At 72.0% G+C, this 14,317-nt stretch carries 11 protein-coding genes and 1 pseudogene; 8 read left to right on the forward strand and 4 right to left on the reverse strand.

Going from position 1 to position 14,317, the window contains the following annotated elements; translation table 11 throughout:
* The first annotated feature begins 37 nt into the window (after positions 1-37).
* The gene (locus tag OG702_RS14800) at positions 38-553 is read left to right on the forward strand and encodes a hypothetical protein (protein WP_327289347.1); all 516 of its coding nucleotides are present in this window, start codon (positions 38-40) and stop codon (positions 551-553) included.
* A 109-nt stretch (positions 554-662) separates the two neighbouring features.
* A complete protein-coding gene (locus tag OG702_RS14805; protein ID WP_327289348.1) occupies positions 663-1,427 on the forward strand; it encodes an SDR family oxidoreductase in 765 nt (254 codons plus the stop codon).
* 55 nt (positions 1,428-1,482) lie between these two features.
* On the opposite strand, the gene OG702_RS35460 is transcribed toward OG702_RS14805, so the two are convergent.
* The 3 genes and pseudogenes from OG702_RS35460 to OG702_RS14815 form a co-directional block, all read right to left on the reverse strand.
* Entirely contained in the window at positions 1,483-2,205 is a 723-nt protein-coding gene (locus tag OG702_RS35460) for a polysaccharide lyase family 7 protein (protein WP_442814711.1), read from the reverse strand.
* 51 nt (positions 2,206-2,256) lie between these two features.
* Positions 2,257-2,670: pseudogene (locus OG702_RS35465) on the reverse strand (ricin-type beta-trefoil lectin domain protein); the annotation flags it as partial.
* 185 nt (positions 2,671-2,855) lie between these two features.
* Positions 2,856-4,049 (reverse strand): RtcB family protein, encoded by a 1,194-nt coding sequence (locus OG702_RS14815; protein ID WP_327289350.1) that lies wholly within the window; start codon positions 4,047-4,049, stop codon positions 2,856-2,858.
* A 249-nt stretch (positions 4,050-4,298) separates the two neighbouring features.
* Between OG702_RS14815 and OG702_RS14820 the strand changes: the two genes are divergently transcribed.
* The 3 genes from OG702_RS14820 (at position 4,299) to OG702_RS14830 (ending at position 7,733) form a co-directional block, all read left to right on the forward strand.
* Positions 4,299-5,096 carry a hypothetical protein gene (locus OG702_RS14820; RefSeq protein WP_327289351.1) on the forward strand — a complete coding sequence of 266 codons (798 nt, stop codon included), beginning with the start codon at positions 4,299-4,301 and terminating at the stop codon, positions 5,094-5,096.
* A gap of 156 nt (positions 5,097-5,252) precedes the next feature.
* Entirely contained in the window at positions 5,253-5,975 is a 723-nt protein-coding gene (locus tag OG702_RS14825; RefSeq protein WP_327289352.1) for a DUF3558 domain-containing protein, read from the forward strand.
* Positions 5,976-6,185: 210 nt separating this feature from the next.
* Positions 6,186-7,733, forward strand: a complete 1,548-nt coding sequence (locus OG702_RS14830; protein WP_327289353.1) for a DUF2637 domain-containing protein — start codon at positions 6,186-6,188, stop codon at positions 7,731-7,733.
* Positions 7,734-7,899: 166 nt separating this feature from the next.
* Here OG702_RS14830 and lysS read toward each other — a convergent pair whose 3' ends face one another.
* The gene (lysS, locus tag OG702_RS14835; protein WP_327289354.1) at positions 7,900-9,624 is read right to left on the reverse strand and encodes a lysine--tRNA ligase; all 1,725 of its coding nucleotides are present in this window, start codon (positions 9,622-9,624) and stop codon (positions 7,900-7,902) included.
* Between the two features lie 231 nt (positions 9,625-9,855).
* On the opposite strand from lysS, the gene argS reads away from it, so the two are divergent.
* The 3 genes from argS to OG702_RS14850 all read left to right on the forward strand — a co-directional run bounded on the left by argS (position 9,856) and on the right by OG702_RS14850 (position 14,316).
* Positions 9,856-11,664 (forward strand): arginine--tRNA ligase, encoded by a 1,809-nt coding sequence (argS, locus tag OG702_RS14840; protein WP_327289355.1) that lies wholly within the window; start codon positions 9,856-9,858, stop codon positions 11,662-11,664.
* A gap of 117 nt (positions 11,665-11,781) precedes the next feature.
* Complete coding sequence (locus OG702_RS14845) at positions 11,782-13,002, forward strand: PP2C family protein-serine/threonine phosphatase (protein WP_327293233.1); 1,221 nt, start codon at positions 11,782-11,784, stop codon at positions 13,000-13,002.
* Between the two features lie 243 nt (positions 13,003-13,245).
* Positions 13,246-14,316 (forward strand): acyltransferase family protein, encoded by a 1,071-nt coding sequence (locus OG702_RS14850; RefSeq protein WP_327289356.1) that lies wholly within the window; start codon positions 13,246-13,248, stop codon positions 14,314-14,316.
* Position 14,317: the final 1 nt, after the last annotated feature.

The raw sequence follows: 14,317 nt of genomic DNA on the forward strand, positions 1-14,317 counted from the left end.
CTGCCGCCGTACCCCGGCCACCGGCGATGCTCGTGCCATGGCAATCACCGACGCACCGCGCATCCGCCGGAGCAGCGACACCCTGGACAGCCGCCCCGCCGACGGCACCATGGACGGCGCCGTCCACCAGGGCGCGGTCCAGGGCAGCGGCGACGTACACGGTGACGGCGACACGCCCCGCTTCACGCCGATCCCCGTGTGGTTCTTCGCCTTCGAAGGCCTGATCGGCGCGTCCTACGACGTCGTCAAGACCTCCCCGCACGCCTGGGTCTTCCTCGCCGCGTCGGCCGCGGTGAACATCGTGCTGGCCCGCACGGTGTTGCGCGGGCGGCTGAAGATGGCCAAGGCGATACTCAAGGGCAAGCGCACCCGCAAGCTCGCGGTCGGCCTGATCGCGCTGCGGGCCGGGGTGCACATCGCGCTGGGCGCGGTCGGCATGCAGGCGACCTCCGGCCCGGCGCACCTGGCGCTGGCCGCCGTCATGTGCGCCGCCACGGTCGCGCTGCTGGCCTTCGACCAGCGGGTGATGCTGCGTGCGCTGGCGGCCGCCTGAGCCGCCCGCGGCGGGCGGCCGCCCCACGGCACACGGGCGTACGGGCCGCTGAGCGGGCCGCATATGCTGCGGTGGAAAGCAGCGCGCCCCACCCGAGAGGCAGCACGAGATGAGCACCCGTACCGCAGTGGTCACCGGCGCGAGCAGCGGCATCGGCGCCGCGAGCGCCCGCAGGCTCGCCGAGGCCGGTTTCCATGTCGTGCTCACCGCGCGCCGCGCGGAGCGCCTCGACGCGCTCGCTGCGGAACTGACCGCCGAGGGCCACAGCGTGGCCGTCTACGCCCTGGACGTGACCGACCGGGCCGCGGTGGACACCTTCGCCGCCGGCCTGGACGCGTATCCGCCACTGCACGTGCTGGTGAACAACGCGGGCGGCGCGCTCGGCACCGACCCGGTCGCCACCGCCGACCCGGCCGACTGGCGGACGATGTTCGAGGTCAACGTGCTCGGCGTGCTCAATGTCACGCAGGCCCTGCTGCCCGCGCTGACCGCCTCGGGCGACGGCACCGTCGTCATCATGTCCTCGACCGCGGGCCTGGCGACCTACGAGGGCGGCGGCGGCTACGTGGCCGCCAAGCACGGCGCACATGTCATCGCCGAGACGCTGCGGCTGGAACTGAACGGCCGGCCGGTGCGGATCATCGAGATCGCCCCCGGCATGGTCAAGACCGACGAGTTCGCCCTGACCCGCTTCCGCGGCGACGCCGGCCGCGCCGAGGCCGTCTACGCCGGCGTGGCCGAGCCGCTGACCGCCGACGACGTCGCCGACACCGTGGCCTGGACGGTCACCCGCCCGGCCCATGTGAACGTCGACCTGCTGGTGCTGCGCCCGCGCGCCCAGGCGTCCAACTACAAGGTGCACCGCGAGCAGTGACGCTCGCAGCCCGGACGGGCCGGGGCCTCGACAGGGCCCCGGCCCGCCGGCGCCGTCAGCTGTGGGCGACGGTGAGCGCGTAGAAGGCGACGCGGGCGCCGTTGGTGGTGCTGTCGGAGGACGACTGGTTGTAGGAACCGGCCTTGAAGTACTGCTTGTAGACGTTGAAGGACGACGGGATGGCGTAGTGCGTCGTGCTCCCGTTGACCGTCAGGTCGATGGTGTTGCCGCCGGACACGCCGATCGTGTAGCTCCACTTGGTGCCGACCGCGACATGCCCGACGGTGTGCGTGGTCTGCCCGCCGTCGGGGGAGTTCTCCACGCCCGCGACGATGTCGCCGTTGGAGTGGTAGTACAGCTCGATCAGCGGCTTGGTCGACGTGCCGCCCGAGCCGAGGTGGATCTGCCCGACGCACACGTTCGACGTCACCGAGACCACCCGCAGCGTCGCGTTCAGCCGGTGGGTGCCGGCCAGCGACCAGTCGGCGGCGCTGCCGTTGGTGTTCATCTCGCGCAGCTCGGAGCGGGCGTAGTTGGAGTTCGGCGTCGTGACGCCCTTCTCCGGCGCCCAGAAGCTCATGGCGCCGTCCGACCCGTCGGTGGAGAAGTACGAGTCCTGGTAGCCGCCCGCGCCCTGCAGCCGCGACGACGAGATCGTGGTGGGCGAGCCGGGCGAGCCCACCGGCTCCTGCAGCTCCCACACCGACAGGTTGAAGTTCCCGCCGGGCGCCACCCCGGTGTTGAGCCCGCCGGACGGCGGCGTCGACCCGCCGGGCAGCGTCCACTTCTGGTTGGCGGCACCGGTGCAGGTCCAGATCTGCAGCTGGTTGCCGTTGGCCGAGGACTGGCCGGTGGCGTCCAGGCACTTGCCCGAGCCGGTGTTGACCAGCGCGCCGTTGCTGACGGTCCACTGCTGCGCCGCGGTGCCGTTGCAGTCGTACAGCTGCACCTTGGCGCCGCTCGCCGTCGAAGCACTGGTCACGTCCAGGCACTTGCCCAGCGCCCGCACCGAGTTGTCGGCGTTCCCGACCGTCCAGCTCTGCGCGGACGACCCGTTGCAGTCGTACAGCTGCACATGCGCCCCGTTGGCACTCGACGCGGCAGCCACGTCCACACACTTCCCGCCGAGCCCGGTGATCGGCCCGGCACCCGCCGCCGCGGCACCGGGCGAACCCAGCACGCCGACCGCGCCGACGACACCCGCGGCGCTGACCGCCGCGAGCACTTTTGAACGCCATTTCATGTGGGGGGTCCTTAAGCCTAGAGGATGGTCTAGTCCAAAGGGTGCGCCCCAGTTGAATAACACGGCCTCACCAGTGCGTCAACGGAAGCGACGACACTCCACCGCTTCCGCGGCGGAGCCGCCGCGTCCTGCGGCCACTCACCGGGCGGCGGCACCGCCGCCCGGTGAGGGGTTCAGCCCTTGGCTCAGCCCTTGACGCAGACGACCTGCTTCAGCTTGGCCACCACCTCGACCAGGTCGCGCTGCTGGCTCATCACGGTGTCGATGGACTTGTACGCGCCAGGGATCTCGTCCACCACGCCCGAGTCCTTGCGGCACTCGACGCCGCGGGTCTGGTCCTCCAGGTCGCGGGTGGTGAAGCGCTTCTTCGCCGCGCTGCGGCTCATCCGGCGGCCGGCGCCGTGGGAGGCCGAGTTGAAGGCCGCCGTGTTGCCGAGGCCCCGGACGATGTAGGAACCCGTGCCCATGGAGCCGGGGATGATGCCGTAGTCACCAGCGCCGGCGCGGATCGCGCCCTTGCGGGTGACCAGCAGGTCCATCCCGTCGTAGCGCTCCTCGGCCACGTAGTTGTGGTGGCAGGAGATCACCTGGTCGAAGGTGGCTCTGGCCTTCTTGAACTCCTTGCGGACGACGTCCTGCAACAGTCCCATCATCAGGGCCCGGTTGCGCTTGGCGTATTCCTGCGCCCAGAAGAGGTCGTTGCGGTATGCGGCCATCTGCGGGGTCTCCGCGATGAAGACCGCGAGGTCCCGGTCGACCAGGCCCTGGTTGTGCGGGAGCCGCTGTGCCTGGCCGATGTGGAAGTCGGCCAGCTCCTTCCCGATGTTCCGGGAGCCGGAGTGCAGCATCAGCCAGACATCACCCGACTCATCGAGGCAAACCTCGACAAAGTGATTTCCCGACCCCAGCGTCCCCATCTGCTGCGCGGCCCGCTCGCGGCGGAACCGCACCTCGCCCGCCACCCCGTCGAAGCGGGCCCAGAAGTCGTCCCAGCCCGCGGTCGACTGGCCGAGGAAGCGGCCCGGGTCGAGCGGGTCGCGGTGCAGGCCGCGGCCGACCGGGATGGCCTGTTCGATCCTGGCGCGCAGGCGGGACAGGTCGCCGGGGAGGTCGTTCGCGGTCAGCGAGGTCTTCACCGCGCTCATGCCGCAGCCGATGTCGACGCCGACCGCGGCCGGGCAGACGGCGCCGTGCATGGCGATGACCGAGCCGACCGTGGCGCCCTTGCCGTAGTGGACGTCGGGCATCACGGCGAGGCCCTTGATCCAGGGCAGCGTCGAGACGTTGCGGAGCTGCTGCATCGCGCCGCCCTCGACGGTGGACGGGTCGGCCCACATGCGGATCGGTACCCGGACGCCGGGCACTTCGGTGTACGACATGACTGCCCCCCGGCACATCGACTTTCAGGGATGAATGAGGTGAATCGGCACAATCGCCGGATTCGTCGAATAAGCGAGCGCGTCGCCCGATAAACCAACCCCAGCGGGCGGTTTCGGCGAGGCGTGCGGTAGACATTGTGTCCAGGGTTCGCTCATGCGCGCCAAGGAATTACCGCGGCGGGTCCGCCGGCGTACACCGTCCGGCAGAATCCGGCGCAATCCGGGCGCATTCCGATCGAGAGGCGGCACGTGAGGCAAGGGCTCCGCCCAGCGCGGTCAAGGCGAAGGCCGCAGGTCGCGCTCGGCGCACTGGTGCTGGTGGTCGCGGTCGGCGCGCTCGGCGCCTGTACGGGCGGCGGCGCGGACGACGCGGGGAACGACGGCAAGTCCGAGGCGTTGCCCGGCGGGGGCACCATCTCCCCGGCGCCGCCCGGGAAGTACAAGACGCTGCCGCAGCCGTGTGCCACGGTCGACCAGGACACGCTCAAGGCACTGGTACCCGGCGGCGTCGACTACTCCGGCACGGAGTCGCTGACGTACGACACCGAGCGCCGGGTCGGGTGCAGTTGGCGGGCGACGGACCCCGACGGGCGGAGCAGGACGCTGGCCATCGACCTGGAGCGGGTCGTGTCGTACGACCCGGCGGTGAGCGACGAGGTCGAGGCGCGGTCGGACTTCGACGACCTGGCTGCTGCCGCGTCGATCCCCCCGCTCCCGCTGCCGGGCAGCTCGCCGACCACGAGCCCCCCGGCCACCACGCCGGGCAACGGCGCCACCTCGCCGGCCGGTTCGGACGGCAGCAGCACCGACCTGTCGCCGCGGCGGCTGACGGACGTGGGGGACGCGGCGTTCATCAACGACGTGCCCTCGAAACCGAAGGGCGCCGCCCGCCGCGATGTGACGCTGGTCTTCCGCACCGCGAACGTCGTGGTGAGCATCCACTACGAGCAGTCCTCGCCGTCCGCCGCCCCGGCGCCGGTGAGCGCCGACCTGCAGGCGGGTGCCCGGAAGGTGGCCGACCTGCTGGAGCACAAGGTCGAGGGCTGAGGGCCGCCCGGCACGATCACCCGGCACGATCGCCCGCCGCGGCCGCCCGGCACGCCCCCCAGCGCGGACCCCTTAGGGTGGAGGGCCGACCGGCCCGAACCCCCCGGGACAGCCGGCCGGGCGTCCGCACAGCCAGAGACACAAGGACTGAACCCCATGGAACGACGACGACGCACCGCCCCGCGGCCGGCCCTGCTGCTCGCCTGTGCGGTGGCGGTCCCCGCGATGCTGCTCGCCGGCTGCTCCTCGGGCGGCGGCTCGGGCTCCGGAGACTCCGGCAACGCGGCCAGCTCCGCCAGCTCCGGCACCGGCTCCGCGGCCGGCACCCCCACGACCCCGGCGCTCGCCCCGGCGAAGTACGCGACGCTGCCGGGCGACTGCGCGACGGCGGGCAAGGCCACCATCACCGCGCTGGTCCCGAAGGCGAAGAACCCCGGCGGCACCCCGGCGGGGTCGGTGGACGCCCGGGACCGGGCCGGCTGCTCCTGGACCGGGAACGGTTCGGACGGCTACCAGTACCGCTGGCTGTCGATAACCCTGCAGCGTTTCACCTCCACCCCGACCGCCTCGGCGGAGCAGCAGGCCAAGGACCGTTTCACCGACCAGCTCGCCCGGCTCGGCAAGGCGCCCGGCGCCGCCACGTCGGCCGTGCAGGGCGTCGGCGACCAGGCGGGCACGGTCACGGAGAAGGCGACCGCCGCCAAGGTCACCTCGCAGAACGACACGCTCGTGGCGCGTACCGGCAACGTCGTGGTGATCGTCGAATACAACGGCGCCGGGCTGGAGGGCAAGAAGAACCCGACCGCGACCGCGGTACGCAGCGGCGCCGAGCGGGCGGCCAAGGACGCCGTCGCGGCGGTCGCCGGCGCCAACGGCTGACATCGGCGGCGGGTCGTGCCCGGCGGCCCGGCGGCGCCCCCGGGGCCCGCGGATCGGGCGGGCGCGGCGGCGAACGCGTAACGAACAGCGCCCCGCCCGTCCGCAATCCATCGGCAATCCGTGCGTTTGTCCACCGGAGTGGCCGCCGGAGCCGGGTTCGGGTATGGCAGTCTGGGGCCGCCAGTTGCCGAGCGGCAGGAGGGGTCGCGGGTGGCCGCGATACGTTTGACCCGGACACACCGGATATTGGTCGGGGTGGTCGTCGCCGGCGCCGTGGTGATCGCCGGCATCGGTTTCGCCGGCTCCTATGCCGCGGTGCGCTCCCTCGCGCTGGACAAGGGCTTCGGCTGGTTCGCGAACGTCTTCCCGATCGGCGTCGACGCGGGCATCGTGGTCCTGCTGGCACTCGACCTGCTGCTGACGTGGCTGCGCATACCGTTCCCGCTGCTGCGGCAGACGGCGTGGCTGCTGACCGCCGCCACGATCGCCTTCAACGGCGCCGCGGCCTGGCCGGATCCGCTGGGCGTGGGCATGCACGCGATCATCCCGGTGCTCTTCGTGGTGTCGGTGGAGGCCGCGCGGCACGCGATCGGCCGGGTCGCGGACATCACCGCCGACAAGCACATGGAGGGCGTCCGCTTCACCCGCTGGCTGCTCGCGCCCTTCCCGACCTTCCGGCTGTGGCGGCGGATGAAGCTGTGGGAGCTGCGGTCGTACGAGGAGGTCATCAGGCGCGAGCAGGACCGGCTGGTGTACCGGGCCAGGCTGCGGGCCCGCTACGGCGTCGCGTGGCGCCGCAAGGCACCGGTCGAGGCCATCATGCCGCTGCGCCTCGCCCGTTACGGCGTCCCGCTGACCGAGACCGCGGAGGCCGGGCTGGCGGCGGCGGGCATCGAACCGCAGGCGGCGGCCAAGGAGTTGCCGGCGGCGCCGGAGCCGGCCGCGGCGCCCGCGGTGACGGCGCCGGTGCCGGCGGTGACCGCCGAGGGGCCCGCCGAGGCCGTGGCGGCGCAGCTCGCCGAGCCGGTGGACGTGCCCGAGCCGCTGTTCGCCGAGCAGGTCTACGGGCACCCGTACGATCCGCGCTACGACCCGCACTTCGACCCCAGGTACGACCCGCGGTACGACCCCAGGTACGCCTACGACCAGCAGCAGTTGCAGATGCAGCAGTGGCAGGGCGCGCCGCACAACAGCCCGTGGTTCGCGGCCCAGCAGAGCTACCTGCAGGAGCAGCAGCAGTACCAGGCGCAGCAGGGCGTGGTCCCCGAGCCGGTGCCGGAGCCGGAGCCGGCCGGGCAGATACGGGTCCCGGCGGGGCCGAACCGCACCCGCCCGCTGGGCGGCGCCACCCCCCTGAACGGTGCGAACGGCGTCAACGGCACCCACGCCCGGACGATCCCCGGCCCGCGCGCCGAGGAGATCCCCTCACCGGCGCCGCTGCAGCAACCGCAGCAGCAACAGCCGCAGCCGCAGCCGCAGCCGGTGCAGGAGATCGTGCCGGAGCCGGTGGTCGTGCCGGAGCCCGTACCCGAGTCGGGTCTTGAGATCCCCGACGGCGTGTCGGTGGAGGAGGCGTACTTCGCCGCGTACCGCCAGTACGTACGCGAGCAGGGCCACTTCCCCAACGCCCGGCAGTTCGCCCGGTATCTGCCCGGCCTCTACGGCGGCACCGCCCCCGAGGAGCGCCACCTGGTCGCGTCCATCCGCGACATGCGCTACCGCTTCCAGTCCGAGGCCGACACCGAACACATCCCGTAGGCCCGCCGCCGAGGACCGCGGCACGGCGAGGACGACGGCGAACGGCCCGGGTGGACACCGTCCACCCGGGCCGTTGCCCGACGCCCTGAACCGCCTCTCACCCTGACGGCCCGCCCGGTGGGGCCGGGCCCGCCCGCGAAGGGCGGCCCGGCCACCGCGGCGGCTGTCAACCGCCGGCGCCGAGCAGTGCCCGCACCCGGTCCTGGCCGACCGCAAGCAGCAGTGTCGGCAGCCGGGGGCCCGTGTCACGGCCGACCAGCAGCTCGTAGAGCAGCGCGAAGAACGACCGCTGGGCGACCTTGAGCTCGGGCGTCGGCTTGGCGTCCGGCGCCAGCCCGGCCTGCACCTTCGGCACCGCGTAGACCAGCGTCGTCAGGCCGTCCAGCGACCAGTGCGAGCCGAGCCCGTCGGCCAGCAGCTTCAGCGCGCCCCGCTCGCCGTCGTCCAGCGAGGCGAGGCGGGCCGCGTCGGGCTCGGCCCGCACCACGGTCCGCTGCTCGGCGGGCACCTGGGTGGAGATCCACGCCTCGGCCCGGTCCAGCCGCGGCCGCACCTCGTCGAGCGAGGCCAGCGGCCGGTCCGGTTCCAGCTCGGAGAGGATCCGCAGCGTCTGCTGCTCGGCGCCGGCGGTGATGTCGGCCACCGAGGCCAGCGTCCGGTACGGCAGCGGCCTGGGCGTACCTGGCAGGTCCCCGGCGGCGGTGCCGGCCGCACGGGTGTGCGCGGCCACGTCGCCGGGCAGCGCGGTGCCCTCCCCGACCTTGCGGGTCAGCGCGTCCCACTCGTCGTAGAGCCGCTGGATCTCCTGGTCGAAGGCGATCTTGAAGGACTGGTTGGGGCGGCGGCGGGCGTAGAGCCAGCGCAGGATCTGCGGCTCCATGATCCGCAGCGCGTCGGCCGGCACCGGCACCCCGCCCTTGGACGAGGACATCTTCGCCATCCCGGAGATGCCGACGAAGGCGTACATCGGCCCGATGGGCTGCCGGCCGCCGAAGATCGGCCCGACGATCTGCCCGCCGACCTGGAAGGACGACCCGGGCGAGGAGTGGTCCACCCCGGACGGCTCGAAGACGACCCCTTCGTACGCCCAGCGCATCGGCCAGTCGACCTTCCAGACCAGCTTGCCGCGGTTGAACTCGCTCAGCAGCACCGTCTCGCCGTGCCCGCAGGCGCACGTGTACGTCAGCTCGGTCGTCTCGTCGTCGTAGGCGGTGACCGTGGTGAGGTCCTTGCCGCACTGCCCGCAGTACGGCTTGTACGGGAAGTACCCGGCGCCGCTGCCGCCGCCGTCGTCCTCCTCGGCCGCGCCCGAGCCCTGCTCGGCCGCCAGCTCCGCGTCGTCCACCGGCTTCTGCGACTGCTTGGCGCGGGCCTTCTTCGTGCGGTACTGCGCCAGGATCGCGTCGATGTCGGCGCGGTGCCGCATGGCGTGCAGGATCTGCTCCCGGTAGGCACCCGACGTGTACTGCGCGGTCTGGCTGATGCCGTCGTACTCGACGCCGAGCTCGGCCAGCGACGCCGACATCTGGGCCTTGAAGTGCTCCGCCCAGTTCGGATACGGGGATCCGGCCGGGGCCGGCACCGAGGTCAGCGGCTTGCCGATGTGCTCGCTCCAGGAGGGGTCGACGCCGTCCACACCGTTGGGCACCTTGCGGTAGCGGTCGAAGTCGTCCCAGGAGATCAGGTGCCTGACCTGGTGGCCGCGCCGCCTGATCTCGTCCGCGACCAGGTGCGGGGTCATGACCTCGCGCAGATTGCCCAGGTGGATCGGCCCTGAGGGGCTGAGCCCGGACGCGACGACAACGGGTTTCCCGGGGGCGCGGCGCTCCGACTCGGCGATGACGTCGTCCGCGAAACGGGAGACCCAGTCGGTCTCGGTGCTGCCAGCCACGGCTCTTCCTTCCTGGTCGGCGGGGCCGCTCCTACCGGTGCCCCGACCGCTCCAGTCTCCCAGACCCGCGACCGCGCCCGGCCACCCCTGTGGACAACCCGGGCCGCCGCCCGCCCCCCTGTGGATAACCCGCTCGCCGGGGCCGGCGCGCATGGGAGACTGGAGGTTCGCAGCCCGTGGCGCGGCCACGTGCCGCAAGCCCACGATCCCGACACACGAAACGGCACCTCCATGGTCTCGGTCGCTTCCCTTTCCGCTTCGCTCCAGCAGCGTGTCTCGGCCGCCCTCGCGGCGGCCGTGCCGTCGGCCGCCGCCGCCGACCCGCTGCTGCGACGCAGCGACCGGGCGGACTTCCAGGCCAACGGGGTGCTCGGCCTTGCCAAGCGGCAGAAGACCAACCCGCAGGCGCTCGCGGCCGAGGTGGTCGCCGCGCTGCCCGAGGGCGGGAGCGACGCAGCGGACGGCGGCAGCGCCGACGACGGCCTGATCGCCGCCGTCGAGGTGTCGGGTCCCGGCTTCCTCAACATCACGGTGGCCGACGCCGCCATCACCCGCAATCTCGCCGCCAGGGCCGCCGACGACCGGCTCGGTGTGCCGGTCAAGGAGCACCCGGGCACCACGGTCGTCGACTACGCCCAGCCGAATGTGGCCAAGGAGATGCACGTCGGCCACCTGCGGTCCTCGGTGATCGGCGACGCGATCGTGAAGATCCTGGAGTTCGGCGGCGAGCAGGTCGTCCGCAGGCACCACATCGGCGACTGGGGCACCCAGTTCGGCATGCTCGTGCAGTATCTGATCGAGCACCCGCACGAGCTGGACCACAGCGAGGACGAGGGCGACACCGGCGAGGCGTCGATGTCCCGGCTCGACCGGCTCTACAAGGCGTCGGGCGCGCTGTTCAGGTCCGACGAGGAGTTCAAGGAGCGGGCCAGGCGCCGGGTGGTGGACCTGCAGGCCGGCGATCCGGAGACGGTCGCGCTGTGGCAGCGGTTCGTGGACGAGTCGAAGATCTACTTCGACTCGGTCTACCGGAAGCTGGACATCGAGATCCGCGAGCAGGACATCGTCGGCGAGTCCGGTTACAACGACATGCTGGTGGAGACCTGCGACCTGCTGGAGAAGTCCGGCGTGGCGGTGTGGTCGAACGGAGCACTGTGCGTGTTCTTCGACGACATCAAGGGCAAGGACGGCGAGCCGGTCCCGCTGATCGTCAGGAAGACCGACGGCGGCTTCGGCTACGCGGCCACCGACCTGTCCGCGATCCGCAACAGGACCGGTGACCTGCACGCCGACACCCTGCTCTACGTGGTCGACGTGCGGCAGTCGCTGCACTTCCGCATGGTCTTCGAGACCGCCAGGCGGGCGGGCTGGCTGACCGACGGGGTCACCGCCAGGCACCTGCCGTTCGGCACCCTGCTGGGCAAGGACGGCAAGCCGTTCAAGACCCGGGCCGGCGAGAGCGTCCGGCTGGAGGACCTGCTGGACGAGGCGGTGCAGCGGGCCACCGCGGTGGTCCGGGAGAAGGGCGAGAAGATCGGCCTGACCGAGGAGGAGATCACCGCCAACGGCACCCAGGTCGGCATCGGCGCGGTGAAGTACGCCGACCTGTCCACGTCGCTGGGCCGGGACTACGTCTTCGACCTGGACCGGATGGTGTCGCTGAACGGCGACACCAGCGTCTACATCCAGTACGCCTACGCCAGGACGCGGTCGATCTTCCGCAAGGCCGCGGAAGGGCAGCGGGCGGTGGCGCACCCGGAGCTGGCGCTGGAGCCGGCCGAGCGGGCGCTCGGGCTGCACCTGGACGCGTTCGGCGACACCCTCGCCGAGGTCGCCGAGGTCTACGAGCCGCACCGGCTGGCGTCGTATCTCTTCCAGCTCGCCTCGCTGTTCACCACCTTCTACGAGCAGTGCCCGGTGCTCACCGCGGCGGGCGGGCCCGCCCAGGTGGAGAACCGGCTGTTCCTGTGCGACCTGACCGCCCGCACCCTGCACCACGGCCTCGGCCTGCTCGGCATCCGCACGCCCGAACGGCTCTGACCCCAGCCGGCGCCGTCGCCCGCCCGCCCGCCGTATTCCGGCGGGCGGGCCGCCGCCACCTGTGATCCGATGGTGGGTACGGCAATGACGGCACCGAGGCGAGCGGGCGGGCTGCACGTGACGGATCCGGAGATCGACTACCGGGCGGTGTACAACAAGCTGCCCGCCGGTATCGCGCTACTCACCCCTGACCTGCTGTTCGCCGACGCCAACGAGGCGTATCTGGTCCTGTCCGGCCACCACCTCGGCGACCTCCTCGGCAAGTACATCTTCGACGTCTTCCCCGACAGCCCGAAAAGGGCGCACACGGCGAACGGCCCGACCACCCTCGGCGCCTCGTTGGAGCACGTGCTCGCCACCGGGGAGCGCGACAGCCTCGCCCTCCAGCGCTACGACGTCGAGCGGTCCGACCGCCCGGGCACGTACGAGGAGCGGTACTGGAGCACCATCAACACCCCGATCCTCGACAGCGACGGCGAGGTCGTCCTCATCGTCCACCGCGTCGAGGAGGTCACCGCCTTCATGCGGACCAGGAGCGGCGGGCACGGCGACAGCAGCCTGCAGGCCGAGGTGTACATGCGGGCCCGCGAGCTGCAGGAGATCAACGAGCGGATGCGCAAGGCGCACGCCAGGGAGCGGGAGGTCGCGCTCACCCTCCAGGCGGCGCTGCTGCCCGCGCCCAGCCCGGTCGGCCACCGGGCGGCCGTGCGCTACCAGCCGGCGGTCAGCGCGCTCAACGTGTGCGGCGACTGGTACGACCTGGTGGACCTGCCCGGCGACCGGATCGCGATCGCCGTCGGTGACGTCGTCGGCCACGGGCTGACCGCGGCCTGCGTGATGGGCCAGCTCAGGAGCGCGCTGAGCGCCGCCGCCCGGGTCACCTCGGGTCCGGCGGAAGCGCTCAACGCACTGGGGCTCTACGCCAGGTCGGTGGAGGGCGCCGAGTCCACCACCGTGGTCAAGGCCTTCATCGACTGGACCGCCCGCACCATCACCTACAGCAACGCCGGGCACCCGCCGGCCGCGCTGCTGCACCTCGACGGCACGGTGGAGTTCCTCGACGGGGCCACCGACCCGCCGCTCGGCGCGCGCCCGCAGCACGAGGACCGCCCGGAGGCAGGCGTCGGATTCAACCCGGGGTCCACCCTCGTCCTCTACACCGACGGCCTGATCGAGCGCCGCCGCGAGGACATCGACGTGGGCCTGGCCCGGCTCGCGGCCACGCTGCACCGGCACCCGCTGGCGGACCCGGAGACGCTGGCCGACCTGCTGCTTACCGAGCTGATCCCGCCGACCGGCTCGACCGACGACACGGCCCTGGTCGTGCTGCGGCTCTGATCGCCCCCCGGGCCGCACATGCACGTGCGATAGCTTGATGGCACGTGTACGGACATGGCGAGCGGGCAGGACCCCCGAATGACTTCACCCGTGGACGAGGATCGGATCCTCCCCCGGCAGGCAGCCGTGCCGATGCCTGAGCCCGGATCCCGCCCGGGGTCGCCGCAGATCTCCGAGCCCCGCCCGGGGTCGCCGCAGATACCCGGGCCCCGCCCCGAGGCGTCCCCCAGCCCCGAGCCCCCGGTGAGACATCCCACGAAGCGGCGGCTGTACGTCCTCGACGGGCTGCGGCTGGTCGCCGCGCTGATGGTGGTCGCCTACCACTACCTCGGCTACAACCGGTCGTATCCGTGGGGCAGGGACAACCAGGAGATCTTCCCGCTGCCGCACCGCTTCGCCGTCTACGGCTGGCTCGGGGTGTATCTGTTCTTCCTGATCAGCGGGTTCATGATCTGCATGTCCTGCTGGGGGCGCACCCCGCGGCAGTTCGCGGTGTCACGTTTCATACGCCTCTACCCGGCCTACTGGGTCGCGCTGATCGCGACGTCGACCATGCTGTGGCTGAGCCCCGACGTGTCGAATCCGCGGCTCACCGACGTGCTGACCAACGCGACCATGATCCAGCAGGGCCTGGGCACTCCGAACATCGACGGCGTGTACTGGTCGCTGTGGGCGGAGCTGCGCTTCTATCTGATCTTCGCGGTCGTCGCCGTGATGGGCGCGACCTACCGGCGGGTCGTCAGCTTCTGCGTCATCTGGCTGGTCGCCGCCCTGGTGGCCGAGCACGCCGACAACGACCTGCTGACCGTGCTCGCCGACCCCGTCTACGCGCCGTTCTTCATCGGCGGTGTCGCCATGTATCTGCTGTACCGGTTCGGCCACCGCACCGGACCGTGGCTGCTGATAGCCGCCTCCTGGCTCGACGGGCTGCACCAGATGAGCGGGCTCGCGGCCGGCGCGTCCAACGTCGCCAAGACCCATGTGTACTGGTCGATCTCGGTGGGGGTGATGACGGTCTTCTACGTGCTGGTGACCGCCGTGGCGCTGGGCCGGCTCAAGGCGTTCAACTGGCAGTGGCTCACGGTGGCGGGCTCGATCACCTACCCGCTGTATCTGATCCACGAGGACCTCGGCTGGGAGGTCATCCGCTACAGCCACGACCTCATGCCGCCGTACGTCCTGCTCGTCGGCCTGGTCGCGGTGATGCTGCTCGCCGCCTACCTCGTCAACCGGCTGATCGAGCAGCCCGCCGCCCGCCGGCTCAAGCAGTGGCTGTCGCCGCCCAGGGCGGCAGCGGTACGGCCGCCCGCCTGAG

The sequence above is a fragment of the Streptomyces sp. NBC_01198 genome (genome assembly GCF_036010485.1).
Classification (GTDB): domain Bacteria; phylum Actinomycetota; class Actinomycetes; order Streptomycetales; family Streptomycetaceae; genus Actinacidiphila.